We start from the raw sequence: 24,239 nt of genomic DNA on the forward strand, positions 1-24,239 counted from the left end.
AATGATTCGCAATTATATCAAGAAAAGGGGAAGCGGACTTCCCAAGTTGTCTGCCCCCTGGCTGGCCTAGTGCCCCTTTTTCTGCACCAGCGCGCTGCCCACGCCGTGGCGCTTGCCCTCGCTGGCGGCGGTCACGGTGCCGTCGGCATTGAACAGCAGCGCGTTGGCCGCGCCGATTTCGTGCGCGGCGGCGCTCCATTGCTGGCCGTATTTTTCCAGCGACCGGGCGGCGTCGCTGCCGCCGAAGCCCGGCTCGATGTCGGTCATGGCGTTGTTGCGCTGGGACAGGCGCGGCGCGTCCAGCGCCTGGTCCATGCCCATGCCCAGGTCGATGTGGTTGACGATGGTTTGCAGCACCGTGGTGATGATGGTGGAGCCGCCCGGGCTGCCGATCGAGAACGCCGGCTTGCCGTTGCGGAACGCCAGCGTGGGCGACATGCTGCTGCGCGGGCGCTTGCCTGCTTCCGGCACGTTGGGATGCGGGCCGCTGAAGTCGAAGTCCGTCATCTCGTTATTGAGCAGGAAGCCGTAGCCCGGCACGGTGATGCCGCTACCGCCCCAGGATTCGATGGTGAAGGTGTAGGAGACGATGTTGCCCTCCTTGTCCGACACGGTCAGGTGCGTGGTGTGCGCGCCCTCGGCCAGCAGCTTGGCGTTGGCCGGGCGCAGCGGCACGCTCTGGTCGTTCTGGAACGGGTAGGGATCGCCCGCGTCGGCGTGCGCCGCGGCCCGCTGGGGATTGATCAGTTCGCGCCGCCGCGCGGCGTAGTCTTTGCTCAGCAGGCCCTGCACCGGCGCCTCCAGGTACTCGGGGTCGGCCAGGTAGGCGTTGCGGTCGGCGAAGGCGAGGCGGCTGGCTTCCAGGTACAAGTGCTCCACCTTGTCGCGCGGCATGGACCTCAGGTCGTAGCCTTCCAGGATATTGAGCGCCTCGGCCACCGCCACGCCACCGCTGCTGGGCAGTGGCATGCCGTAGATGTCGTAGCCGCGATAGGTCGAGCGCAGCGGCTGGCGGATCCGGGCTTCATAGTTGGCCAGGTCGGCCATGGTCATGGCGCCGGCCCGGACCTTGCCGCCAGGCTGGTTGACGGTGTCGACGATGGCGCGTGCGATCTTGCCTTCATAAAACACCTTGATGCCGCCCGCCGCCAGTTCGCGGTAGGCCCTGGCCAGGTCCGGGTTGCGCAGCAGGCTGCCCGCCGGCAGCGCCTTGCCGTCCTTCAAGTAGAGCTTGGCCGTGGCGGGGAACAGCTGGAACTTGCTCTGGTTGGACGCCACCAGGCTGGAGAAATTGGCGTTTACCCGGAAGCCGTCCGCCGCCACCTTGATGGCCGGCTGCAGCACCTTCTTCAGCGGCATGGAGCCGTAGCGCTCCAGCGCCTCGTGCCAGCCGCGCACCGTGCCCGGCACGCCGACCGACATGCCGCTGGCCAGGGTCTGTTCGAAGTCGAGCGGCTTGCCGTCCTGCTGGAATATGGTGGGCTGGAAATTGGCCGGCGCCGTTTCGCGGTGGTCGATGGTGATGACGCGCTTGTCCCTGGCCAGGTAAATCATCATGAAGCCGCCGCCGCCGATGCCGCAGCTGAACGGATCGGTCACGCCCAGCGTGGCCGCCGCCGCAACCGCCGCGTCGACCGCGTTGCCGCCCTGGTTGAGGATGGCCAGGGCCGACTGGCTGGCCTGTTCGCTGATGGTGGCGACGGCGCCGCCGGTGCCGGTGGCGACCGGGCCCTTGGCCCAGACGGGCGGGGCCATGGCGGCGCTGATGATGATGGTGGAAACAAGCAGGGAAGGGAGGGCGCGGCGGGCTGGTGAAGTCATGGGCACTCTTATCGGTAGCAAGGCTTGGGGGCTAGGAAATATCCACCCGCAAGCTTACCCGATAAGTTGGCGCAGGAGCATGGACTGCGGGCGGGTCCGGCGGTTCCAGGCCGGTCAGCGTAAAGCGCAGGCCTTGCTGGGTTGCGGTATTGCTACCGCCCGGCATCTTCTCGGCCAGTACGAAGTTGCTGGCGTTACCATTGTTGGTCAGCACAAAGCTGTAGCTGATATACCCCTCCCACACGCACACGGCGCCGGTCTTGCAGCGGCTGTCGTTGACGCGTTCCAGTTTCAGCGTGGCGGTGGGCGTCAGCGCCACGCTCTGGCCCGCCGTCAAGGTATAGGTGGCGCTTTTGCGCTTGGGCGCCGGCGGTGTCTCGCTCCCGCCGCCGTTCTGCGCCACCACGCTGCACGCGGCAACGATGCCGAAGCCGGCGAAGCAGGTAAGAAGGCTGATGATTCTGAGCTGCATATTCGTTCTCCTGTCTGGATCAAAATATTAGCTAAAACACATCAATTGCGGCGCACGCTTGCCCGAATGAAAGACAAAGGGTCAGGGTTAATGATTAATTAACCCTGACCCCATTTGTCGGTAAAGCAATTGCTTACACGTAGGCGGCGAGCGCGCCTTTCATTTTTTTCAACGCGGCCGACTCGATCTGGCGGATGCGCTCAGCCGAGACGCCGAACTCGTCGGCCAGCGTGTGCAGCGTGGCGCCGGAGCCGTCGTCGTTGGCCAGCCAGCGCGCTTCGACGATGCGGCGCGAACGCGGGTCGAGCTTGCCCAGCGCCGTTTCCAGGCCTTCGGAATGCAGGCGCGTCACTTGCTCGGCTTCCAGCACGCGGGTCGGCTCGCTTTGCTCGGAGGACAGGTAGGCGATGGGCGCGAACTTGTCGTCTTCGTCGTCGGTCGGCGATTCCAGCGCGATGTCGCGGCCGCTCAGGCGCGTTTCCATCTCGATCACTTCTTCGCGCTTGACGTCCAGCAGCTTGGCCAGCTGGTCGATCTGCGTGGGCGACATGGCGTCCAGGCCGGTCTTGTGGCTGCGCAGGTTGAAGAACAGCTTGCGCTGGGCCTTGGTGGTGGCCACTTTGACCAGGCGCCAGTTCTTCAGGATGTACTCGTGGATTTCCGCCTTGATCCAGTGCATCGCGTAGGACACCAGGCGCACGCCCTGGTCGGCGTCGAAACGCTTGACGGCTTTCATCAGGCCGATATTGCCTTCCTGGATCAGGTCGGCGTGCGGCAGGCCGTAGCCCAGATAGCCGCGCGCGATCGACACCACCAGGCGCAGGTGCGACAGCACCAGCTCCTGCGCGGCGCCCAGGTCGTTGTTTTCCTTGAGGCTGCGGCCGAGGCGCTTCTCGTCTTCAGGCGTGAGCATAGGCAGGCGGTTCACCGCCGAAATGTAGGCGTCCAGGTTGCCCAGGTTGCCAGTGAATCCCAGTCCCAGTGCCATGGCATTCTTATTGGCTGGTACCAATGCGGCAGGTGCGGTCATCATAGTCATTTTTGTTTCCTCGCTCGTCGAACACGGAATGTTTCGGATTCTTGCATCTTGCTGGATACGTCTTAAACTCAGCTTAATCTTGCTCTAATGCATGAGTTAAGGTATCAGTTGGACCTATATTAGCACTCTCAATCGGTGAGTGCCAATCGCCAGTTGCAATGCCCCTGATAGTGGTAATGCTATGGAGCGATTCTATTCGATGGTTTTTGACAAAGGCGCGGCAAACCGCCTTGTGTTTGCGAAACGTCAATACGGACAGGATAGCGGGGGGAGGCGGCGCGGACTGTGCGTGAACGCACTTTGGGCGGGTGAGCGCAGCGCGCGTAACCCGCCGCAGCTCAGTTCAGGCGGGCCAGGTGGCGCTGCACCGACAGCACCGCGCCGGTCAGGCCGAGTATGGCGGACACGGCCAGCAGGGCGGCCATCGGCAGCGGCTCGAGCGCGGCCAGCTGGAATTCGGACGCGTACAGGCGGGCGAACTCGGCAATAGCCTTGTTCAACGGCTGCAGCGCCAGCGCCACCGCGCCCAGCGCCACGCCGCCGGCGCACAGGCCCAGCAGCGCGCCGGTGTAGTAGAACGGACGGTGGATGAAGGTGTCGGTGGCGCCGATCAGCTTGGACACCAGGATTTCCTCGCGCTGCGTCAGCACCTGCAGGCGGATGGTGTTGAACACCACCGCCACCACCACGGTGCCCAGCGTGGCCGCCAGCAGCAGCAGGGCCAGCTTGAGGACGCCGATCAGCGCGGCCAGGCGCTTGACCCAGGCCGAGTCGATCTGCACCGTGTCCACGCCGGGCAGGGCGCGCATCTGTTCGGCCAGCAGGTCCACGTCCAGCCCGGCCGCCGCGCTGCGGAAGGCGTCCAGCTTGACGATGTAGCTGTCCGGCAGCGGATTTTCGCCCAGGGTGGCGATCACGTCCGACAGGCCGCTCTTGCCTTTCAGGTTGTCCAGCGCCTTTTCGCGCGGCACGAAGATGATCTTGGCGTCCTTCATCAGTTCGCGCAGCGGCGTGGCCAGCGCGGCCGATTGCTCGCGCGCCACGTCCTGCTTCATGAACAGGCTGATTTCCGGATCGACCGACATCTGTTCGGACAGCGGGCGCACATTGTCCAGCAGGGTCAGCCCCATGAAGGGCAGCGCCAGGGCGATGGCCACCACCAGGATGTTGAACAGGAAACTGCCGGGCGCCTTGCGCAGGTGCACCAGCGCGGCGCCCAGCGCGAAGCCGTGTTGACGGAACCAGCTGCTCATGCTGCCACCTCCTGCGCCGTGGCGGCGTCGATGCTTTGCAGCTGGCCCTGTTTCAAATGGATTACGCGCGCCGCGCCGGCCAGCACCTGGTCGTCGTGGGTGGAAATCAGGCAGGTCACGCCCACCGAGTGGAAGGCGCGCAGCGCGTCCAGCACGCGGTCGGCGCTGGCGCGGTCCAGGTTGGCGGTCGGCTCGTCGGCCAGGATGATTTGCGGGCGGTTGACAATGGCGCGCGCGATCGAGACGCGCTGCTGTTCGCCGCCGGACAGGGCCAGCGGCGAGGCGTTGGCGCGCTCGCCCAGGCCCACCTTGTCGAGTGCGGCGCGGGCGCGCTGCTCGGCTTGGGCGCGCGGCTGGCCGGTCACCATCAGCGGCATCATCACGTTGGCGAGGATGGAGCGGTCGGTCAGCAGGCGCTGTTCCTGGAAGATCAGGCCCAGGTTGCGGCGTAGAAAGGGCACGCCGGCCGGCTTCAGCTTGCCGATGTCCTGGCCGTTGACGATCACCTTGCCCGAGCTGGGGCGCTCCATGGCGGCGATCATCTTGAGCAGGGTGGACTTGCCGGCGCCGGACGGGCCGGCCAGGAACACCAGTTCGCCCTTGTCGACGGTGAGCGAGACGTCGCGCAAGGCGGTGGCGTCGGCCGAGTATTGTTTGCTAACGTGCTGGAATTCAATCATGGGCGGGGGCCGTCCTCATATCGTTCAGCCCAGCAGGGCTTCGACAAATTCCGTGGCGTTGAAGGGCTGCAGGTCTTCGATGCGCTCGCCGATGCCGATGAAGTACACCGGCACCGGGCGCACGCGGGCGATGGCCGCGATCACGCCGCCCTTGGCCGTGCCGTCCAGCTTGGTGATGATCAGGCCGCTCAACTGCAGCGCGTCGTCGAAGGCTTTCACCTGCGCCAGCGCGTTCTGGCCGGTGTTGCCGTCGATCACCAGCAGGGTTTCATGCGGCGCGCCTTCCAGGCCCTTGCCCAGCACGCGCTTGACCTTTTTCAGCTCTTCCATCAGGTGCAACTGGGTCGGCAGGCGGCCGGCGGTGTCGATCATCACCACATCGATGCCCTTGGCCTTGGCCGACTGCACCGCGTCGTAGGACACGGCGGCCGGGTCGCCCGACTCTTGCGAGATGACGGTGACGTTGTTGCGCTGGCCCCACACCATCAGCTGCTCGCGCGCGGCGGCGCGGAAGGTGTCGCCGGCGGCCAGCAGCACCGACTGGCCGTGGCCCTGCATGTGCTTGGCCAGCTTGCCGATGGTGGTGGTCTTGCCGGCGCCGTTGACGCCGGAAATCATCATCACCAGCGGCTGGTGGCGGCCCAGTTCAAACGGTTTCTGCAGCGGCGCCAGCAGCTCTATCATCAGCGTTTTCAGCGCGGTCTTGACGGCGGCCGCGTCCAGCAGCTTGTCCTCCTTGACCTTGCGCTTGAGCGCGTCGAGCAGGAACTGGGTGGCGTCCACGCCGGCGTCGGCCATCAGCAGGGCCGCTTCCAGCTCGTCGTACAGGTCGTCATCGATCTTGGCGCCGACGAACAGCACCGACAGGTTGGCGGAAGTCTTGGACAGCCCGGCTTTCAGGCGGGCCATCCAGTTCGGCTTGTCCTGCTCGGCGCCGGGCGCAATCACGGGGGCGGGCGGGGCGGACGCGGTGGCCGGCGTGACGTCGGCATGGGCTGCGGGAGCGGCTGCCTGGGGCAGGGCGGGAGGCGTGTCGGGCTGGACAGGTTTTTTCTTGAAGAAGCTAAACATTGGTGTGCGGTAGAGGGCTTCAAGCGAAGGTCCGGCGGCGCCGGACGGGGAAATCTGCCGGTATTCTACCAGAGCGCGGGCCGCCGGCCGCTGCGGGGTTGTTCGATGATTAACCGTGAGTCAACTGCGCGTGCATCAACTGCGCATTAACCGATCGGCAAGGCCTGGGTGCGCATGCGCACGCGCCAGTCGGCAATACCGACGCCGATTTCGGCCAGCTGGAACACGCGCACGAAGGCGGGCGGACGCTTGCGCAGCGCCGAGCAGTTGCCGCCGGCCCAGATTTCCACCGTGTCCGGCAGGCGCGCGCGCAGCTCCTTCAAGCCGTCCAGCGCCTGGCGCGGGTTCATGGAGGCCGACAGCGACAACGCCACGCTGTCCACGCCCAGGCTGCGGGCGGCATCGGCGATGTCCGGCACCGGGGTCTGGATGCCGAGCGAGATGGCGTGCGCGCCTTCGGCGGCGAACAGCGCTTCGGCCATCAGCAGGCCCAGGCCATGGCGTTCCTGCGGCAGGGTGGTGAGCAGGATGCGCGGGCGCGGCGCGCCGTTGTGCCCGGCGTTTGCCTGCGGCACCGAGAAGATGGCGCTGCGCATCACCATCTGCAGCGATTCGGCGAACAGGTGCTCTTCGAAGACGGCGAAGCGGCCGGCGGCCCAGGCGTCGCCCACCATCACCGTCAGCGGCGTGACCAGGTCGATGACAAAGCTCTTCAGGCCCATCACCAGTAAAGCTTGCGACAGCTTGCGGCGCAGCGCATCCATCTGGTGCGCCTTGCACAGGTCGAGGTAAACCTGCAGTTCCGGGTGGTGTGCGCGGCTGCGCGCCTTGCTCCCGTCGGCCGCCTTCTCGGCCAGCGCTTGCAGTTCTTCCGGACTGTATTGGATGACTTTGCCGGGACGGAAGCCGAGGTCGATCAGCCTTTTTACCAGGCGCAGCTTGACCACCTGTTCGGTGGGGTAGACGCGTTCGCCGAACGGGTCGCGCAGGGGCTGCGGGAAGTCGTAGCGGCGCTCCCAGACGCGCAAGGTTTCCTTGGCCACGCCGGTGTCGCGCTCAACGTCGCTGATGGTACTGGGGACTGTCAAAGAAGGGGCCTCAGTGTTCATGTTGCATAAGCGGCCACATGTTCGGGGTGGCCGCGCTTTCAAGGCACCCGGGCTTGCACCCGGTTGCGAACTGCATTCTACAATCGTTTCGGTAGAGAAAGTGTCCCGTGCCGTGGCCGGCTTTCCGCCGAATCTCCCCTATGCCGAAGCTTGTCCACGACACAGGCTGGCCAGCCCGAACAATGAACACAATTCAGCTTGTGGCGCTTGGTTTGTCTTGGACAACAAAAGTCAACAAAGTGAAAAAAAATTCCCGAAGTGTTGTATCCGGGCGGCGGGAAATGTCACTGTCGAAGCAGACTCGATAAGTAAACCATAGGCGCTCCGGCGCCGTCGTCAAGGGGCGTGCGCAGGGGGCGCTGCCACAAAACCGGCGCGCCGCGCATTCTATTGTGGAAATTACTTATAACTAACAAGTCCAAGCAGAACTGGTCTGATTGCTGTATAAATAATGCTGTTTGGTTCAGCTTGCAGTTCACTCTACACTCGCACACTGGACGATTCATAACACTTGCTGGATTAGCAAACGGCCAGTATAGTGCCGCCTCCAGAGCCGACCGCTCTGTGACGAAGCCGGCAACAGCGAGCGGCAGCCTATATAAGTGACGCGTTTCTTATCCGAAATCGCAGTGTGGCAATCGGGGATTGCCCTCACAAATAACAAAGTGTGGCGCCAGCATGACTGGGCGCCGACAAGCACAAGAATTGAGCCGTGGTTCCAGCTTTACCCTTTTATGCAACACAAACTGAAGGAAACTCGTAATGAAAAAAACTCTGATCTCCATCGCAGTTCTGGGCGCAATGAGCACTGCTGCGTTTGCCCAATCGAACGTCACCATCTACGGTATCGTTGATGCTGGCGTGGTCTCCGAGCGTGGCGGCAAAGCAGGCAACGTAACGAAAGTAAGCAGTGGTGTTGCTAGCGCGTCCCGTCTGGGCTTCCGCGGTACGGAAGACCTGGGTGGCGGCCTGTCCGCCGTGTTCCTGCTGGAAGCCGGCTTCGCAGCCGACACCGGCGTGGGCGACACCTCCGGCCTGTTCCAGCGTCAATCGTACGTTGGCCTGGTATCGAAAGAAGCCGGCAGCCTGACCCTGGGCCGTCAGTACACCCCAATGTACCTGGCGCTGTCGCAAGTTGCCGATCCATTCCAGGCTGGCCTGGCCGGTTCGGCCAAGAACCTGTTTGGCGCTTCGGGCATGAACGTGCGTGCTTCGAACTCGGTCAACTACAAAACCCCGACCTACAGTGGCTTCAGCGGTGAATTCCAGTACGGCGTAGGCGAGCAGTCGAAAGCCGACGCTGGCCGTCAGCTGGGCGTGTCCCTGAACTACGGCAACGGCCCTCTGCAGGCTCGCCTGGCTTACAACAACCGCAACAACGACACCGCCGCTGCCGGCGTGCCGGTTGTGAACCGTGACTACGCGCACAGCACCCTGTTCGCCGCCAACTACGACTTCACCGTTGCCAAAGCGTTCTTCGCTTACAGCGATGACAAGGGTCCAACCTCGTCGCCTATCCCTAACCCAACCGCCTTCACCGCAACCGCGGTGGCAGCATCGACCGACAGCGACACCATGCTGATCGGCGCAACCGCTCCTATCGGCGGCGCTGGCACCCTGATCGCTTCGTACATCCACAAGGATGACAACGAAGCGGCCAACCGCGATGCCAGCCAGTGGGCACTGGGCTACTCGCACGCGCTGTCGAAGCGCACCAGCACCTATGTTGCTTACGCCAAGATCAAGAACAAGCGCGGCGCCAGCTACACCGTTGGCAACAACGCTGAAGTCGGTACCGGCGATAAAGCCTTCAACGTGGGCATCAAGCACACCTTCTAATTCCGTGTAAACGGCGTTAAATGCTGAGAACGGCGGCCTGCGGGCCGCCGTTTTTTATTCCGGTGCTAAAATTGCGCCCATGAAAATAGCCCATCAAATCGCATGTTTCTCCCTGCTGGCGGCCAGTGCCGCGATCGCCGCGCCCAAGGCGGTCACCAAGCCGGGCTCGAAGGCTAATGCAGGCTTGCCGCGCTACGGCATGGCAGTGTATTCGGACTTGTGCGTGCACCCCGAAAGCGGCGAGTTCGGCGGCCAGCGCATCAGCGTGCAGCGCTTTGCGGAAGTGGACACGGTGATCTATGAATTCACGGCGGGCGGCCTGAGCTGGCCGCTGGTGGCGGCCGACGTCAACATCGATCCGCAAGGCCGGCAGATGTATTTCACCGTGCACGTGGACGAGGAGGAGCGCACCATTAGCGGCAAGTTCGCAGACAAAGGCGACACCTTGGTGCTGGATGGCGGCTATTGCGGCCAGCCCGACGTGCCCGCCAAACTGCGGAAGGTCAAGGATTTCGGGCGCGCGGCGCCAGCCTGCAAGCCGTGCCCGGCGCCCAAGCCGGCCCCGCTGGAGCCGCAGGAAGACCAGCCTGCGGTGCCCAACATGCCGCATGAGGCGCCCGTCAAGCAGGCCGCCCCGCAGCCGCAGCAGGCCTGATTACGTCGCGGCTTGCGCCGCCTGCGCGTTCTTGCGGATGGTCTCCAGCGTTGCGCCCGGCGTGATCAGGTTGCCGTCGTAGCGCAACTCGATTACCGCCGGCAGGCTCTTGCCGCGCGTATGTTCCAGCGCCCGCTGCAGCGCCGGCGCGAACTGCGCCGTCTCCGTCACCACCTCGCCATGCGCGCCATAAGCCTGCGCCAGTGCCGCGAAGTCCGGATTGTGCAGCTCCGTGCCCGACACGCGGCCCGGATAGTTCTTCTCCTGGTGCATGCGGATGGTGCCGAACATATGGTTGTTGAACACGATGATGATCACGCCGGCCCGGTACTGCACCGCGGTGGCCAGTTCCTGGCCGTTCATCATGTACTCGCCGTCGCCGGCAAAGGTGATCACGGTGCGCGACGGATCGACGATCTTGGCCGCCACGCCGGCCGGCACGCTGTAGCCCATGGCGCCGCTGGTCGGGGCCAGCTGGGTGCGCATGCCGCCGTAGCGGTGGAAGCGGTGCGCCCAGGTGGCGTAGTTGCCGGCGCCGTTGGTGATGATGGTGTCGGCGGGCGTCAGCGCGTCCATGTCCTGCACCAGCTGCCACAGGTTCAGCGGCGCCTTGCCATCCTGGAAGATGGGCGGCTGCTGCTGGAACGCCAGGTAGTCGGCCCTGGCCTCGGCCACGCTGCCCTGCCATGCGGAGGGGTCCACCGGCTCCAGCTCCGCCAGCATGGCGGCCACCTGCGGCATGCCGCTGGCAATCATCAGTTCGCCCTGGTAGACGCTGCCCAGTTCTTCCGGGCTGGAATGGATGTGCACCAGGCGCTGCCGCGGCACCGGCGAGGACAGCAGCTCGTAGCCGCTGGTGGTCATCTCGCCCAGGCGCGGGCCGATGGCGATCAGCACGTCGGCATTCTTCACGCGCGCGGCCAGCTTCGGGTTGATGCCGATGCCGACGTCGCCCGCGTAGTGCGGATGGGCGTTGTCCAGCAAATCCTGGAAGCGGAAAGCGCAGGCCACCGGCAGCGCGTTGGCTTCGGCGAAGCGCTGCACGCCGGCGCAGGCCTGCGCGTCCCAGCCGCCGCCGCCCAGCAGCACCAGCGGGCGCTTGGCGCCTGCCAGCATGGCGCGCAGCTGCGCCATCTGAGGCTGCGAAGGCGCGCCCTGGGTGGGCTGGTAGCGGCCGGTGTCGGCCACGGCCGCCATGGTGGTGAGCATGTCTTCCGGCAAGGCCAGCACCACCGGGCCGGGCCGGCCGCTGGTGGCCACCTGGAAGGCGCGCGCCATGTATTCGGGAATGCGGTCGGCACGCTCGATCTGCGCCACCCACTTGGCCATCTGGCCGTACATGCGGCGGTAATCGATTTCCTGGAACGCCTCGCGGTCCATGAAGTCGCTGCCCACCTGGCCGATGAACAGTATCATCGGCGTGGAATCCTGGAACGCCGTGTGCACGCCGATGGAGGCGTTGGTCGCGCCCGGACCGCGCGTAACGAAGCAGATGCCCGGCTGCCCGGTCAGCTTGCCGTAGGCCTCGGCCATGAACGCCGCGCCGCCCTCCTGGCGGTTGATGATGAAGCGGATGCCGGAATCGTGCAGTGCGTCAAGCACGTCCAGGTAGCTTTCGCCGGGCACGCCGAAGGCGGTATCGACGCCGTGGATCTTCAGGGCGTCCACCAGTATCTGGCCACCGGTGCGGGAGGGATGCGTCATGGTCTAACCTTTGTGAGGAGAAAATGCGGGAAAGTGATGCGGCATTCTACGGCCAGCCACCGCGCCCGGCTTTTGAAATGGCGACATCAAATTTCCAAAAAGGGCGGCATGGTACAATATGCCCTGAAGCAAGCCAGACAGCCGCTGGCCGATGCAGCAATGCAAAGGCGGGAGGAAGGTCCGGACTCCATAGAGCGGGGTGACGGTTAACGGCCGTCCGCTGAAAGCCTTTCGGGGTATAAGGCGAGGAATAGGGCCACAGAGACGAGCGTATTAAGTTACGGTGAAACGCGGTAACCTCCACCTGGTGCAATTTCAAATAGGCACGCGATGATGCTGCTCGCGGAGCGTGCGGGTAGAAAGCTTGAGCGCTGGAGTAATCCAGCGCCTAGAGGAATGGCTGTCATAGCGCGGACCCGCAAGGGCGAGCGCCGTAACAAAATCCGGCCTACCGGCTTGCTTCAACTGAATTAGCTGTGCTTGGGGATACGCCGATGAAGAAATACATCCTGGCCCTCGACCAGGGAACCACCAGCTCGCGCGCCATCCTGTTCGACCACCTCGGGCAGATCCACGGCAGCGCGGCGCTGGAATATCCGCAGCATTACCCGCATCCCGGCTGGGTCGAGCACGACCCCAACGGAATCTGGAACAGCCAGATCACCGTCGCCCGCAAGGTACTGCACGACAATCACATCGATGCGCAGCAGGTGCGCGCCATCGGCATCGCCAACCAGCGTGAAACCACCGTGGTCTGGGACCGCAAGACCGGCGAGCCGATAGCGCCCGCCATCGTCTGGCAAGACCGGCGTACGGCTGACATCTGCCACGAACTGCGCGCGGCCGGCAAGGCCAGGCAGATCGCCGAATGCACCGGCCTGGAACTGGACGCCTATTTTTCCGCCACCAAGATCAAATGGTTGCTCGACCACGTGCCCGGCGCGCGCGAGCGGGCCCGCCACGGCGCACTGGCCTTTGGCACCATCGACTCCTGGCTGGCCTGGAAGCTGTGTGGCGTGCACGTCACCGACGTCAGCAACGCCTCCCGCACCATGCTGTTCAACATCCACCTGATGCGCTGGGACGCGGATCTGCTGGCGCTGTTCGACATTCCCGAGCAGATGCTGCCGCAGGTGGTGTCCTCCAGCGAAGAAATCGGCATGACGCGCGCCGCCCTGTTCGGGCGCGAGATTCCGGTGGCCGGCATCGCCGGCGACCAGCAGGCCGCCACCTTCGGCCAGGCCTGCCATCAGCCCGGCATGGTCAAGAACACTTACGGCACCGGCTGCTTCATGCTGATGCACGCCGGCCGGCACGCGGCCGTGTCGCACAACCGCCTGCTGTCCACGGTGGGCTGGCGGGTCGACGGCCGCACCGACTACCTGCTGGAAGGCAGCGTCTTCATGGGCGGCGCAACAGTGCAATGGCTGCGCGACGGGCTGGGCATCATCAAGCAGTCGGGCGACGTCGAAGCGCTGGCCGGCAGCGTGCCCGACAGCGGCGGCGTGCTGCTGGTGCCGGCTTTCACCGGCCTCGGCGCACCGCACTGGGACCCGTACGCGCGCGGCGCCCTGATGGGCATGACGCGCGGCACCACGGCGGCGCATATCGCGCGTGCGGCGGTCGAAGCCATTGCCTACCAGAGCGCCGAGCTGCTGGCGGCCATGCAGAAGGACGTGGCGGCCTCGCACCGCACCATTCCCGTCACCGAAGTGCGGGCCGACGGCGGCGCCGCCCGCAACGACCTGCTGATGCAGTTCCAGGCCGACCTGCTGGGCGTGCCGGTGCTGCGGCCCAAGGTCACTGAAACCACCGCGCTGGGCGCGGCCTACCTGGCCGGGCTGGCGGTGGGCTTCTGGGAATCGGCCGAGGAAATTGCCGCGCAGTGGCAATGCGAGCGCCGCTTCGAACCCGCCATGGGCGCCGACCAGCGCGCCGCGCTGCTGTCCCGCTGGTCGCGCGCCGTCGAGCGCGCCAAGGGCTGGGACGCGCCGCTCTGAATGGATTTGCGACTTTCCACACTACCTCATGGACAACATGTTCCGCACCTCCGTTCCTCTCCTCCAGACCGAGCGATTTACGTTGCGCGCGTATCGGCGCGAAGACTTCGGCGCGTTTGCGGACCATCTGAGGGATCCGGAAAGTTCGGCCCACCTCGGCACGTCCGATCGCCAGGCGGCCTGGCGAATCTTCAGTTCGCATACCGGCTTGTGGCTGCTGGATGGCGCTGGCTGGTGGACCGTCGAGAACAGGCACACCGGCCAGCTGGTCGGCAATGTGGGCGCTTTCTTTCGCGAGGAAAGCACCGCGATGGAGATCGGCTGGAATACATACCGGGCGTTCTGGGGCCAGGGAATCGCAATCGAAGCAGCGGCGGCAGTCCTGGACTATGTGTTCGACGTGCGGGGCGAGCCGACAGTCCGGGCCCTCATTACGCCTGCCAATCACGCATCGCGCCGTGTTGCCGAGCGTCTTGGGATGGCATACGAAATGGAAACTGAGTTGCACGGCAAGGCCATATCGAGCTATATGCGTGAGCGCGGCCCCGCATAGCCGCTGGAGGACGATTTATGCGTCGTGCGGACGCGAGCGCGTGTCGATTTCGCGCATCGCCATCCGTCGTATGGTTGTAGCTCCGATCGCTCAACCTATTTTCCCTAAGGAAACGCCATGAATAAGCAAATCATCCTCAACTTGCCGGTGAAAGACCTGAACCAGTCCAAGGCCTTCTTTTCCGCGCTAGGATTCACGTTTAACGCCCGCTACTGCGGCGACAATGCAGTGTTCATGAACATCGCCGGCGACACCATCCAGGCCATGCTGACGAGCGAGCCGTTCTTCCAGTCCTTGATCGGCAAGCCCGTCGCGCAGGCCAGAGAGGCCAATGAAGTCGTCATCTGCCTGAGCTGCGAAAGCCGGGAAGAAGTCGACACCCTCATCGCCAAGGCCGTCGCCGCCGGCGGCCGCACGCCGCACCCGCCGGAGGACCATGGCTTCATGTATGACCAGGGGTTCGAGGACATCGATGGCCACCTGTGGAACCTGGTCTGGTCCGCACCGGAGGCCTAGCCTGCGCGTGACAAAGCGCGTATTTTTCAGGCTTTGCGACCTGTAGACTATGGGAAAATTCCCGCAGCCTCACAAGGTGTCGAGAAATTGCTAACCAGGAAAGGCTGCATGAGCTATTACGTTCTCTCGACATACGCCATGTATGCTGCGACCGCCTTGTCGATCGCATGCTCGGTTATTGCAAACGCCAAAGTGCATCCGGCGGCGAAGCACCCGTTTCGTGTTCTTCTCTGGCGGGACAGGAGTGATTTTTCCGGCACAGGATGGCAATTCAGGCTAGCCTCGGTTTACTTGGGGGCGGCCGCTTTTGCTTTGGTCCCGGTGTCCAAGATGATTCAGTTCTTCCAGAGCCACTGACGCCGCTTCTACACTGCATGCTCTAACGAAGGAGCAGGACTTGCTGCTGCACAGGAAGCACCGGGCCCAGAGCGCCGTCGCCAACGCCGGCCTGGAGCAGCAGTTGAAGCGGTACGGCTTGCAGGATGTGGTGATAGCCGGCCCGTGCGGGCGGCCCACCAATTCAACGGTCCCACATAGGCCAGCGCGATCCGCTGCGCCATGGAACTGCTGCAGCGCTGCGGGCCTGGCGCCGTCAGCGCAACAGCCAGCCGGACACGGCCCGGACGTAGCGCGGCATGATCACATACACCATTAGCCACACGATCAGGCCGGCTGACAGCAGCGGGATCGCGCCCGCGGGCAATGGCCAGCCTTCGGTCAGCGTGCGCAGCAGTGCCGGTACGCCCTGGCTCAAGGGGTAGATGGCCGAGAAGGTCAGCAGGAACTGCTTGTAGGGCTTGGGCTGGCGCTCGCCGGCCAGCGCTGGCGTGAACCAGAGGCCCACGCCGGCGCGCAGGCGTTCGGTCCGCAGCAGCAAGGGGCGCAGTTCTTCGACCAGCCGCCGGCGCTGTTCCGATCCGACCCAGGCCTGCAGCTGCGCGTCGCTGTCGAAATGGACCAGCAGCGTGTAGCTGGTGTCGCGGCCTTCCGGCCGTATCACCGCCGTGCCCTGGAAGCCGGCGAAGCGCCGGCATTCCGAGGTCACCTCCGTGATCCAGGCCTCGTAGCGCCCGCGCGCCGCAGGCCGCACCGCATGCCGCACCAGCAGCGCGGCGCGGTCCGCAACGCTGTCCTTCATAGGTTGGTGAAGGTGATGTGCTTGTATTCGAGGAAGTCGTCGATCGACGCCACGCCATTCAGGCGGCCGCTGCCCGACTGCTTGTAGCCGCCTTCTTCGAATTCGTCGAACACCTGTGCCCAGTCGTTGATCCATACCGTGCCGGCCTTGATCTTGCGCGCCACGCGCAGCGAGCGCCTGGTGTCGCGGGTCCAGACGGCGGCAGCCAAGCCGTATTCGCTGTCGTTGGCCAGGGCCAGCACTTCCTCTTCCGTGTCGAACACCTGCAGCGTCATCACCGGGCCGAAGGTTTCCTCCTGCACGATGGGTAGCTTGGGATCGCATACTTCCAGCAGGGTGGGGCGGTAGAACGCGCCTGCCGCGAGCGGGCCTTCGGTTACGGGGCCGCCGCGCAGCAGCGCCTTCGCGCCGGAGGCGATGGCCTGCTCCACGGCCGCGTTCACGCGCGCCACGTTGGCCTTGTCGATCAGCGGACCCATACCGCTGTCCGGGTCGGCCGCCGGGCCCACGCGCACCGCTTCGAGCTGGGCCGCCAGCCGTTCGCGCACTTGCCCGGCCACGCTGCTGTGTACCAGCAGGCGCGAGCCGGTCATGCAGAACTGGCCGGAGAACACCGTCAGCGATTTTTCAATGACGGGCAAGGCCGCGTCCAGGTCGGCGTCGCCGAATACCAGGTGGGGCGTCTTGCCGCCCAGTTCCAGGCCGAAGCGCTTGAGCCGTTGCGCGCCCACGGCGGAAATGGCCTGGCCGGTGCGGGTGGAGCCGGTGAAGCTGATGACGGGCACCTCGGGCGATGCCACCATCAGCTTGGCGCCTTCCGCGCCGGACTCGGTGAACAGGTTGATCACGCCGCGCGGCAGCGATGGCGCCTCGGACATGATGCGCGCGACCAGTGCGTTGGTCAGCGCAGTCTGGCCCGGCATCTTGATGACGGCCGTGGCGCCAGCTGCCAGGGCCGGCGCCAGCGAGCGCACCATCAGGATCACCGGCGAGTTCCACGGCACCATGATGCCGGCCACGCCCACCGGTTCGCGCAGCAGCAGCGACACCGCGTCGGGGCGCGGCGAGCCGCTGCGGCCCATGTCGGTGCGCGCCAGTGCGGCCGCGAAGCGCAGCTTGGACGGCGCCATGTCGATTTCAAAGCCGGCGTCCCGCTTGATCTTGCCGTTTTCCAGCGACAGCAGGTCGATCAGCGCTTCGCGGTGGCGCTCGAAGGAGGCCGCCAGCTCTTCCAGCACGCGCGCGCGCAACTGGGCGTTGCCGGCCCAGCAGCCGGTGTCAAAGGCGCGCTGCGCCGCCGCGATGGCCAGTTGCGCTTCGCGCGCGCCGCCGTCGGCGTACTGGCCGATCACCGCGCCGGTGGCCGGGTCGTGAGCCTTGCGGACGGAGTCGGAGGCGAGCCATTCGCCGTCGATCCAGTGCAGCGCCGGCTGGTTTGCTAGGGCATTGTTCATAGTGGTTTCGATTCCTGTCAGAAGAAGCGCGCGGCCGCGTGTTCGGCTACCGCGATGGTGGTGATGTTGGTGGCCACGGACACCGTGTCCGGAAAGATGGAGGCGTCCACCACGCGCAGGCCCTGCAGGCCGCGCACGCGGCATTGCAGGTCCAGCACCGCGTGCGGATCGCCATCGCGGCCCATCGGCACGGTGGAGGTGGGATGGTGGTAGGTGTCCAGCGTGCCAAGCATGGAGCGCTCGATGGCGCCGTCGTCCTGCGAGGCGGCGCCCGGCACCAGTTCGCTGTGCACCATGGCCGACAGCGGCGCGCTCCGGCCCAGCTTGCGCGCCAGCTTCACGCCTTCCAGCAGGCGGGCGCGGTCACCGGCGTCGGCCAGGAAGTTCAGGTCGATGCGCGGTGCGGCCTGCGGGTCGCGCGACACCAGGCTGAATCTGCCCACCGACTGCGGCAGCGTCAGCGCCACCGCCAGCACAAAGCCCACCTTGGTCGGGCTCAGTTCGTGCGGGAACAGGTGGGTGGCGGTGATGTGCAGGTCCAGTTCGCCTTGTTTGGCCAGGCTGCTGCGGGTCCACAGCTTGGCGCCGATGGCGGGCGATTGCGGGCCAATGGCTTCGGGCCTGGCGGCGTAGGCGTTGTAGTAAAAAGGATGGTCCTTCAGGCGCTGGCCCACCGGCAGGTCTGCCACCAGCGGTATGTCCAGCGCTGCCAGGTCGCGCGCCGGGCCGACGCCGGAGCGCAGCAGGATGGCGGCGCTGCCGTAGGCGCCCGCGCTGAGGACGACTTGCTTTGCCTTGATGAGCTGGCCGCCGGCCAGGCGCACGCCGACGGCCTTGCCGCCTTCGAACAGCACACGGTCCACCAGCGCCTTGCCCTGCACGCGCAGGTTGGCGCGGGCGCGCACGCTGTTGGTCAGGTAGGCCATGCCGGTGTTGACGCGCACGCCGTTGACCACGTTCATGCGGTAAGGGCCGACGCCGTGCGGCTCGGGGCCGTCGAAGTCGGACACGGCGGCGTAGCCGGCGGCGCGGGCCGCGTCGGTGAAGGCGCGCTGCATCGGCGTGGTGTCGTCGCGGGTGAGCTGGCGTACCGGCAGCGGGCCGCCCTGGCCGTGCAGCGCGCTGGCGCCGCCGTCGCTGTCTTCCAGCCGCTTGAACGACGGCAGCAGGTCGTCATAGGACCAGCCGGGCAGGTTCCAGCTGGCAAAGTCGCTGGCGCGGGCGCGGATGGCGACGGCGCCGTTGATGGCCGAACTGCCGCCCAGTACCTTGCCGCGCAGGGCTTGCACCGGGTGGCCGATGAAGCCGGCCTCGGTCTGGTAGCCCCACTCGTGGCTGGCGTCGCCGCCCAGGCGGTCGCTGCTGCTGACCACTGCCGGGTAGTCCCAGGGCGCGTAGGCGGTTCCGGCTTCGAGCAGCAGCACGCTGCGGTCTGCGCGTTCGCTCAGGCGCGCAGCCAACACGGCGCCGGCCGAGCCGCCGCCGATCACCAGCACGTCCACCGGCTGCTCAGGCGCCGGTGGCCGCCGTTTCGCTTGGCCGGCGCTGCCGGCGGCCGGGGCCGAGGCCTTGGCGGGCGGGGCGGTTGCCGCGATGGTTGCCGCTGCCAGCGCAGCGGTGAGGACGCTTCTGCGCTCGGGCATGGCGGGAGGGCGGGAAGTAGTCATGCGAGCCCCCTTACTGACGCGCCAGGCCGGCTGCTTCCAGGATCACCTGGGCCACGGCGGCGGGTTGTGAGCGGTGCGGCACATGGCTGGTGGCCAGGCTGGTGGTTTTCGCCTTGATGCGTGCCGCGAGCGCGCGCTGCAGGTCGGGCGGAATCATGCGGTCCTGCTCGCTGACGATGTACCAGGACGGCTTACCGCTCCAGGCCGCGGAGCCGATGCGCTCACTGAAGGCCGAGGCCTGGATGGGCCCCTGGGTGGCGGCCATGACTTCGGTCACGGCGGCGGGCAGGTCCTGCGCGAAGGCCTGGCTGACGCCCTGCGGCGTGAGCGAGATGTAGCCGCTCGGGTCCAGCACGAACTCGCGCTGGCCGAGCGAGGGCGGGTAGTCCTTGCCCAGTTCGCCGGTGGTCTGTCCGGCGGCCGGCGCGAACGCGGCCACGTAGACCAGCGCGGCGACCTTGTCGTGGTTGCCCGCCTCGGTAATCACGCTGCCGCCCCAGGAGTGGCCTACCAGGACCACCTTGCCCGGCGCCGCGTCGATCGCGCGGCGCGCTTCGGCTGCGTCGCCGGCCAGGGAATGCAGGCCATTTTGCACTGCCTGCACGCGCAGGCCGCGCGCTTGCAGCAGCGGGATCAATTGGGCCCAGTCGGAGCCGTCGGCGAAGGCGCCGTGCACCAGCACCACGGAGGTGGGGGCGGGCGCGGCTTGAGCTTGCTGGGCTTGCGCGCCCAGCGAGGAAGTGGCCAGCAGGGCAGTGGCGATGGTTTTACGCAGCATGAATGTATTCTCCAGATAGATAGTTGTGTCTTGCTTGGGGGTGCAGATGGTTCAGCGCCGGCGGCAAGCGGCCAGGCGGTAGACCGCGCTGCGCAGCGGCACCATGGGGTCGCCGGACAGCGCCAGGCCATCGGCCAGGCGGCCCGGGTCGAGCGCCAGTGCGCCGGCGGCTCGCTGCTGGTCGCGTGCCAGGGTGTCGATGCGCAGTTCGCCGAGCAGGATTTCCCGGCGCGCGGCCGGGCCCGCGTGCGGCCAGGCTATCGAGCCGTCGGCGCAGTCGTCGCCGGGGGCCGCCAGCTGGAACATCAGCCGCATGACGGCCGGCCCATCGGCCAGGCGGCTGGCCAGTTCTTGCGCCAGGTAGTCGGGCGCCAGCGCCGCGGCCTGCTCCAGCGGAACGGCCGGCAACGGCGCCGCCGGGTCGATGCGGTAGCGGCCCATGGTCAATCGGCCGTCCGCCGCCAGCAGGCCGAAGGCGTTGACGCCGAAATAGGGGATCGACGCGTAGCTGGCCGGCGCGGAGGGCGCCGCTTCCAGGTAGCGCTGCGCGCCCGGATGTTGCGCCAGGAAGGCGGCCAGCGGCGCGGGATCGGGGTGCTGCTCCGCCACCGAGGCGGCGATCGCCTGCAGGAATGCCAGGAAATCGCCCGGCGCCGCCACCGGGAAGCCGTCGAAGGAATGCGCGACGATGTCGGTGACGGCGGGGGCAAGCGGGCCGGCTGCCGCATGGAACCGGATGCCCAGGCCGCGCGGCGTTGCGCTGGGAGCGGCGTCGGCTGTTTGAGGGATGCCGCTGAAATTGCTGAAGCGCAGCGTCACCGGCACCGCCCGCCCTTGCAGGTGCGCGGCGCGCGACCACTGCGCCGCGCCGGGGGCAGCGGTGAAGCTGCCATGCGCCACCACGCCCTTGGCGTGCGTCATGCGGTGGCCCGCGTGCTTGCCGAAGGTGGCCTGCAGGGCCTCCAGCAATTGGTCGGAAAATTGCGCAGGCAGGTGCGCAGGCAGCGGTTGAACGCTCACCGGCCGCCTCAGGACGCCTTGAAGGTCTGGTCCTGGCGGTCCACCCAGGGCTGGAACAGCGCGGCAGGCCAGTTCGGGTCGACGCGCGAGGTGCGTTCGATGCATTTCCAGATGCCGTCGCGCTTCTCGAACTTATCGTAGTAGGTACCTGTCGACAGGAAGCCTTCGCCGCCCTCGCGCCAGGTGACGATCCAGTTCCACTCCACGCTGGCGTTCTCGCCCCCGCCCTGGATCACGAAGGTGCCCAGCGAGTGGCGCATGCGCGCCATCGGGAACACGCTGTGGGCGTAGTCGTACAGCTGCTTCATGCCGTCCGGGCCGACGAATTCGTTCTGGCGGATGTCGATCACGGTGAATTTCGCCTCCGGCCAGTACAGGGAACCGTACAGCTCGGCCGAGGCGCGGCTGGCGTCGTTGTCGATGTAGCGCTGGTGCCGGTTCAGCTGCTCGAAGATCTCGAAACGGTCGGCGGTGCTCAGGGCGAGGGAAGAGGTCAAGGCGGTGCTCCTGTTGTTCAATGGTCAATGAGGAGCGCAGTGTAGGATGGGCAGCCGGGCCGCAGTAGCCGGTGAAAGTGGCCAGCACTTTCCCAACCGTGGGATGATCTCCGCAGCGCGCCGGCATGGTATAGTCCGCCGTTTATTGTAAATTTCGCACTTGCCGATTCCACATTCCTATGCTCGATCTCAACGCCTTGCAGTATTTTGTTCTGGTGATCGACCATGGCGGCTTCAACCCCACCTCACGCGCGCTCGGCATCCCCAAGTCGAATCTCAGCCGCCGCATCGCGCTGCTGGAAAAACGCCTGGGCGTGCGCCTGATCGTGCGCAACACGCGCAATTTCAAGCTCACCGAGGTGGGCATGCACTACTACCAGCACTGCCGCGCCATGCTGGCGGCGGCAGCGGCGGCGGAAGAGTCGGTGGCCATGGCCAGCAATGAGCCGTCCGGGCTGCTGCGCGTCACGTGCCCGACGGCGCTGCTGGAGGAGTGCGTGGGCAGAATGGTCACCGAGTTCATGGCGCAGTGCCCGAGCGTGGAAGTGCATCTGGAGGCCATCAACCGGGTGGTGGACGTGGTGGCCGAGGGCGTGGACGTTGCGCTGCGGGTGCGCGTGCCGCCGTTCCAGGATTCCGACCTGGTGACGCGCGAGCTGTCGCAGCGGGTGCAGCGCCTGGTGGCGTCGCCGGAACTGCTCAAGCACTATGGCGCGCCGGAGTCGCCGGCGGACCTGCTACGCTTCCCCAGCGCCCATCACGGCAAGCCGATGCACGACTACAGCTGGAGCCTGCACCATGCGGATGGCGCCAGCCAGACCGTGCGCCACAGCCCGCGCCTGGTGGTCAACGACCTGCGCATGCTGCGCCTGGCTGCGTTGAAGGGCGTTTGCGTGGTGCAGCTGCCCAGCGCCCAGGTGCATGGCGACCTGGCGCAGCACGAGCTGGTGGAGGTGTTGCCTGGGTGGGCGCCGAAAACCGAGGTGATCCACGCGGTGATGCCGACCCGGCGCGGCATGCTGCCGGCTACCCGTTCGCTGATTGACTTCCTGGCCGAGCGCTTTGCGCTGCTGGACGACCCGTTCCGGGGACCCGGCTAGCGGACCGCCGCCCCGCTCACCGCTTAAACGCCCATCGGGGACAGGAAGCCTTTACTGAGCGGCACCGTCACGGCCGCCAGCAGGGTTTGCAGCGTGATCAGGGCGGCCATCAGGCGCGCGTCGCCGCCCAGCTGCCTGGCCATGATGTAGGCGTTGGGCGCGCACGGCAGCGCGCAATAGAAGGTGGCGGCCAGCGCCACCGGCGCCGATACGGCAAACAGCGCGCACACCTTGGCGCCCACCAGCGGCAGCGCCACCAGCTTGAGCAGCGAGGCCCAGCCCAGCGCCACCGGCCGCAGCCCTTGCAGCGAGAACACCAGGCCGCTGCCCACGCACACCAGGCCCAGCGCCAGCGCGGCCTTGCCAAGGATGTCGAGCGTATTCATCAGCGGCAGCGGAAGGGTGACGCCGGACAGGCTCACCAGCATGCCCGCCAGCGTGGACAGGATAATGGGATTGCCGGCCAGGGTCTTGCCGATCTTGCGGTAGTCGGCTTTGCTGCCGCTCCACCAGGACAGGGCGATGATCGACAGCATGTTTACCACCGGCAGGCACAGCGCCAGCGACAGCATCACCAGCGCGGCCGTGCCGGCGTCGAAAGACAGCGAGGACACGGCCAGGCCGAAGTAGGTATTGGGCCGCATGGCCCCTTGCATCACCGACGAGCGGCTGGCGCCGGGCAGGCCGCGCGCGGCTGGCATGGCCAGCAAGGTGACACCGATGATGATGAAGGTGGGCAGCAGCGTGGCCAGCGCCAGTTCGCCGACCTGGCTGCCTTCAAAGCTGAGCCTGGCGGTACCGGCGAACAGCAGCGCAGGGAAGGCGATGTTGTAGGAAAACTTTTCCACCGAGGGGAAGAATGCTTCCGGCAGCCATTCATAATGGCGGATGGCCACCCCGAGCAGGATGACAAGAAAGACGGGCAGGATGGAGGCGAGCATGGGACATTATAAAAGCGGTGCGCGCTTGCTGCAGGGAATCAGGTAGACTCGGCCGGTACTGATAACTAGCTTGCAACCAAAGCAATCCCGGAGCGGACATGTTCAATGTGGAACTGGCAGCCATCGAAACGCTGTTCGATGCGCTGAGCGACGTGGCCTTCTTCGTCAAGGACCGCGACGGCCGCTACCTGGCCGCCAACCACACGCTGGTGCGGCGCTGCGGCCTGCGCAGCAAGCAGGAGCTGGCCGGCAAGACGGTGCTGGAAGTGCACCCGCGCTCGCTGGCCCAGGCCTATATCGCGCAGGACCGCCAGGTGATCGAGCAGGGCTGCAGCATCCGCCAGCACCTGGAGCTGCACCTGTATCCCAACCGCCGCCATGGCTGGTGCCTGACGCACAAGGTGCCGCTGCGCGACCAGGCCGGCGCCATCGTCGGCCTGGTCGGCACCTCGCACGACCTGGGCCTGGCCGACGACCACCATCCCGTGTACCGGCAGATTGCCGGCATCGCCCAGCATATCCGCGAGCATTACCGCGAGCCGCTGTGCCTGCAGCAGCTGGCGCGCGACGCCGGCTTGCCGCTGGCGCGCGTGGAGCGGCTGTTCCAGCGCGTGTTCCACTACAGCCCGCGCCAGCTGCTGCTGCAGACGCGGCTCAACGGCGCGCTGGCGCTGATCGAATCGGGCCGTGAACTCAGCATCGCCGAGATCGCCGCGGACTGCGGCTACACCGACCACAGCGCATTCAGCCGCCAGTTCAAGGCGCTCACCGGGCAAACCCCGGTGCAGTACCGCGCCCAGTGCCGCAGCCAGGGCGGCCCCGGCGGCGCTGCCCTGTCCGCATCGTCCGCGTCCGCATCCCTGCTGGCGTCGCTCGCGAATTGATAGCTGTGGCTTTTCTGCGTGGGCGGCGTGCGTCCGCTGTGCCGAACC

General features: G+C 66.2%; 23 protein-coding genes and 1 other RNA gene. 9 read left to right on the plus strand and 15 right to left on the minus strand.

The genetic code is table 11. The features are described from left to right. Nucleotides 1–66 precede the first annotated feature (66 nt). The 7 genes from ggt to ASD15_RS03450 all read right to left on the minus strand — a co-directional run bounded on the left by ggt (nt 67) and on the right by ASD15_RS03450 (nt 7,424). Nucleotides 67–1,821, minus strand: coding sequence for a gamma-glutamyltransferase (ggt, locus tag ASD15_RS03420; RefSeq protein ID WP_057153312.1), 1,755 nt, complete (start codon nt 1,819–1,821; stop codon nt 67–69). Between the two features lie 31 nt (nt 1,822–1,852). Further along, nucleotides 1,853–2,293: a hypothetical protein gene (locus tag ASD15_RS03425; protein WP_057153313.1), complete on the minus strand. Its 441-nt coding sequence runs from the start codon at nt 2,291–2,293 to the stop codon at nt 1,853–1,855. A gap of 133 nt (nt 2,294–2,426) precedes the next feature. Then, nucleotides 2,427–3,326, minus strand: a complete 900-nt coding sequence (gene rpoH, locus ASD15_RS03430) for an RNA polymerase sigma factor RpoH (protein ID WP_057153314.1) — start codon at nt 3,324–3,326, stop codon at nt 2,427–2,429. Between the two features lie 344 nt (nt 3,327–3,670). Further along, complete coding sequence (gene ftsX, locus ASD15_RS03435) at nt 3,671–4,585, minus strand: permease-like cell division protein FtsX (protein WP_057153315.1); 915 nt, start codon at nt 4,583–4,585, stop codon at nt 3,671–3,673. Beyond that, nucleotides 4,582–5,265 carry a cell division ATP-binding protein FtsE gene (locus ASD15_RS03440; protein WP_057153316.1) on the minus strand — a complete coding sequence of 228 codons (684 nt, stop codon included), beginning with the start codon at nt 5,263–5,265 and terminating at the stop codon, nt 4,582–4,584. Before ASD15_RS03440 ends, ftsX begins: the two co-directional genes overlap by 4 nt. 24 nt (nt 5,266–5,289) lie before the next feature. After that, nucleotides 5,290–6,336, minus strand: a complete 1,047-nt coding sequence (ftsY, locus tag ASD15_RS03445; protein ID WP_057153317.1) for a signal recognition particle-docking protein FtsY — start codon at nt 6,334–6,336, stop codon at nt 5,290–5,292. 146 nt (nt 6,337–6,482) lie between these two features. Further along, nucleotides 6,483–7,424, minus strand: a complete 942-nt coding sequence (locus ASD15_RS03450; RefSeq protein ID WP_307188266.1) for a MerR family transcriptional regulator — start codon at nt 7,422–7,424, stop codon at nt 6,483–6,485. A gap of 783 nt (nt 7,425–8,207) precedes the next feature. On the opposite strand from ASD15_RS03450, the gene ASD15_RS03455 reads away from it, so the two are divergent. Further along, a complete protein-coding gene (locus ASD15_RS03455) occupies nt 8,208–9,284 on the plus strand; it encodes a porin (protein ID WP_057153319.1) in 1,077 nt (358 codons plus the stop codon). A 79-nt stretch (nt 9,285–9,363) separates the two neighbouring features. Beyond that, complete coding sequence (locus ASD15_RS03460; RefSeq protein WP_057153320.1) at nt 9,364–9,939, plus strand: hypothetical protein; 576 nt, start codon at nt 9,364–9,366, stop codon at nt 9,937–9,939. On the opposite strand, the gene ASD15_RS03465 is transcribed toward ASD15_RS03460, so the two are convergent. After that, the gene (locus ASD15_RS03465) at nt 9,940–11,643 is read right to left on the minus strand and encodes a thiamine pyrophosphate-binding protein (RefSeq protein WP_057153321.1); all 1,704 of its coding nucleotides are present in this window, start codon (nt 11,641–11,643) and stop codon (nt 9,940–9,942) included. 125 nt (nt 11,644–11,768) lie between these two features. Between ASD15_RS03465 and rnpB the strand changes: the two genes are divergently transcribed. The 5 genes from rnpB (at nt 11,769) to ASD15_RS03485 (ending at nt 15,069) form a co-directional block, all read left to right on the plus strand. Further along, nucleotides 11,769–12,110: RNase P RNA component class A (gene rnpB / locus ASD15_RS05115), an RNA gene on the plus strand. 27 nt (nt 12,111–12,137) lie between these two features. Beyond that, the gene (gene glpK, locus ASD15_RS03470; RefSeq protein ID WP_057153322.1) at nt 12,138–13,643 is read left to right on the plus strand and encodes a glycerol kinase GlpK; all 1,506 of its coding nucleotides are present in this window, start codon (nt 12,138–12,140) and stop codon (nt 13,641–13,643) included. 28 nt (nt 13,644–13,671) lie between these two features. Then, a complete protein-coding gene (locus tag ASD15_RS03475) occupies nt 13,672–14,196 on the plus strand; it encodes a GNAT family N-acetyltransferase (RefSeq protein WP_057153323.1) in 525 nt (174 codons plus the stop codon). Nucleotides 14,197–14,313: 117 nt separating this feature from the next. After that, on the plus strand, nt 14,314–14,712 hold the full coding sequence (locus ASD15_RS03480; RefSeq protein WP_057153324.1) for a VOC family protein: 399 nt from the start codon (nt 14,314–14,316) through the stop codon (nt 14,710–14,712). A gap of 108 nt (nt 14,713–14,820) precedes the next feature. Beyond that, nucleotides 14,821–15,069 carry a hypothetical protein gene (locus ASD15_RS03485; RefSeq protein ID WP_057153325.1) on the plus strand — a complete coding sequence of 83 codons (249 nt, stop codon included), beginning with the start codon at nt 14,821–14,823 and terminating at the stop codon, nt 15,067–15,069. 235 nt (nt 15,070–15,304) lie between these two features. Here ASD15_RS03485 and ASD15_RS03490 read toward each other — a convergent pair whose 3' ends face one another. The 6 genes from ASD15_RS03490 to ASD15_RS03515 are packed head-to-tail and all read right to left on the minus strand — an operon-like array spanning nt 15,305 to nt 21,266. After that, complete coding sequence (locus ASD15_RS03490) at nt 15,305–15,850, minus strand: antibiotic biosynthesis monooxygenase (protein WP_057153326.1); 546 nt, start codon at nt 15,848–15,850, stop codon at nt 15,305–15,307. Next, nucleotides 15,847–17,304, minus strand: a complete 1,458-nt coding sequence (locus tag ASD15_RS03495; RefSeq protein ID WP_057153327.1) for an aldehyde dehydrogenase family protein — start codon at nt 17,302–17,304, stop codon at nt 15,847–15,849. The genes ASD15_RS03490 and ASD15_RS03495 overlap by 4 nt, the downstream gene beginning before the upstream one ends. 17 nt (nt 17,305–17,321) lie before the next feature. Next, a complete protein-coding gene (locus ASD15_RS03500; protein ID WP_229418043.1) occupies nt 17,322–18,971 on the minus strand; it encodes a GMC family oxidoreductase in 1,650 nt (549 codons plus the stop codon). 10 nt (nt 18,972–18,981) lie between these two features. Continuing rightward, the gene (locus ASD15_RS03505; RefSeq protein WP_057153329.1) at nt 18,982–19,749 is read right to left on the minus strand and encodes an alpha/beta fold hydrolase; all 768 of its coding nucleotides are present in this window, start codon (nt 19,747–19,749) and stop codon (nt 18,982–18,984) included. 51 nt (nt 19,750–19,800) lie between these two features. Then, on the minus strand, nt 19,801–20,769 hold the full coding sequence (locus ASD15_RS03510; RefSeq protein ID WP_229418044.1) for a catalase: 969 nt from the start codon (nt 20,767–20,769) through the stop codon (nt 19,801–19,803). Between the two features lie 8 nt (nt 20,770–20,777). Beyond that, nucleotides 20,778–21,266 (minus strand): nuclear transport factor 2 family protein, encoded by a 489-nt coding sequence (locus tag ASD15_RS03515; RefSeq protein ID WP_057153330.1) that lies wholly within the window; start codon nt 21,264–21,266, stop codon nt 20,778–20,780. Between the two features lie 179 nt (nt 21,267–21,445). On the opposite strand from ASD15_RS03515, the gene ASD15_RS03520 reads away from it, so the two are divergent. Then, the gene (locus tag ASD15_RS03520; RefSeq protein WP_057153331.1) at nt 21,446–22,366 is read left to right on the plus strand and encodes a LysR substrate-binding domain-containing protein; all 921 of its coding nucleotides are present in this window, start codon (nt 21,446–21,448) and stop codon (nt 22,364–22,366) included. Nucleotides 22,367–22,389: 23 nt separating this feature from the next. On the opposite strand, the gene ASD15_RS03525 is transcribed toward ASD15_RS03520, so the two are convergent. After that, a complete protein-coding gene (locus tag ASD15_RS03525; protein WP_057153332.1) occupies nt 22,390–23,307 on the minus strand; it encodes an AEC family transporter in 918 nt (305 codons plus the stop codon). 98 nt (nt 23,308–23,405) lie between these two features. On the opposite strand from ASD15_RS03525, the gene ASD15_RS03530 reads away from it, so the two are divergent. Further along, on the plus strand, nt 23,406–24,191 hold the full coding sequence (locus ASD15_RS03530) for an AraC family transcriptional regulator (RefSeq protein ID WP_082551515.1): 786 nt from the start codon (nt 23,406–23,408) through the stop codon (nt 24,189–24,191). The last annotated feature ends 48 nt before the right edge of the window (nt 24,192–24,239 follow it).

The sequence above is a fragment of the Massilia sp. Root351 genome (assembly GCF_001425045.1).
In the GTDB taxonomy this organism is placed as follows: domain Bacteria; phylum Pseudomonadota; class Gammaproteobacteria; order Burkholderiales; family Burkholderiaceae_D; genus Rugamonas.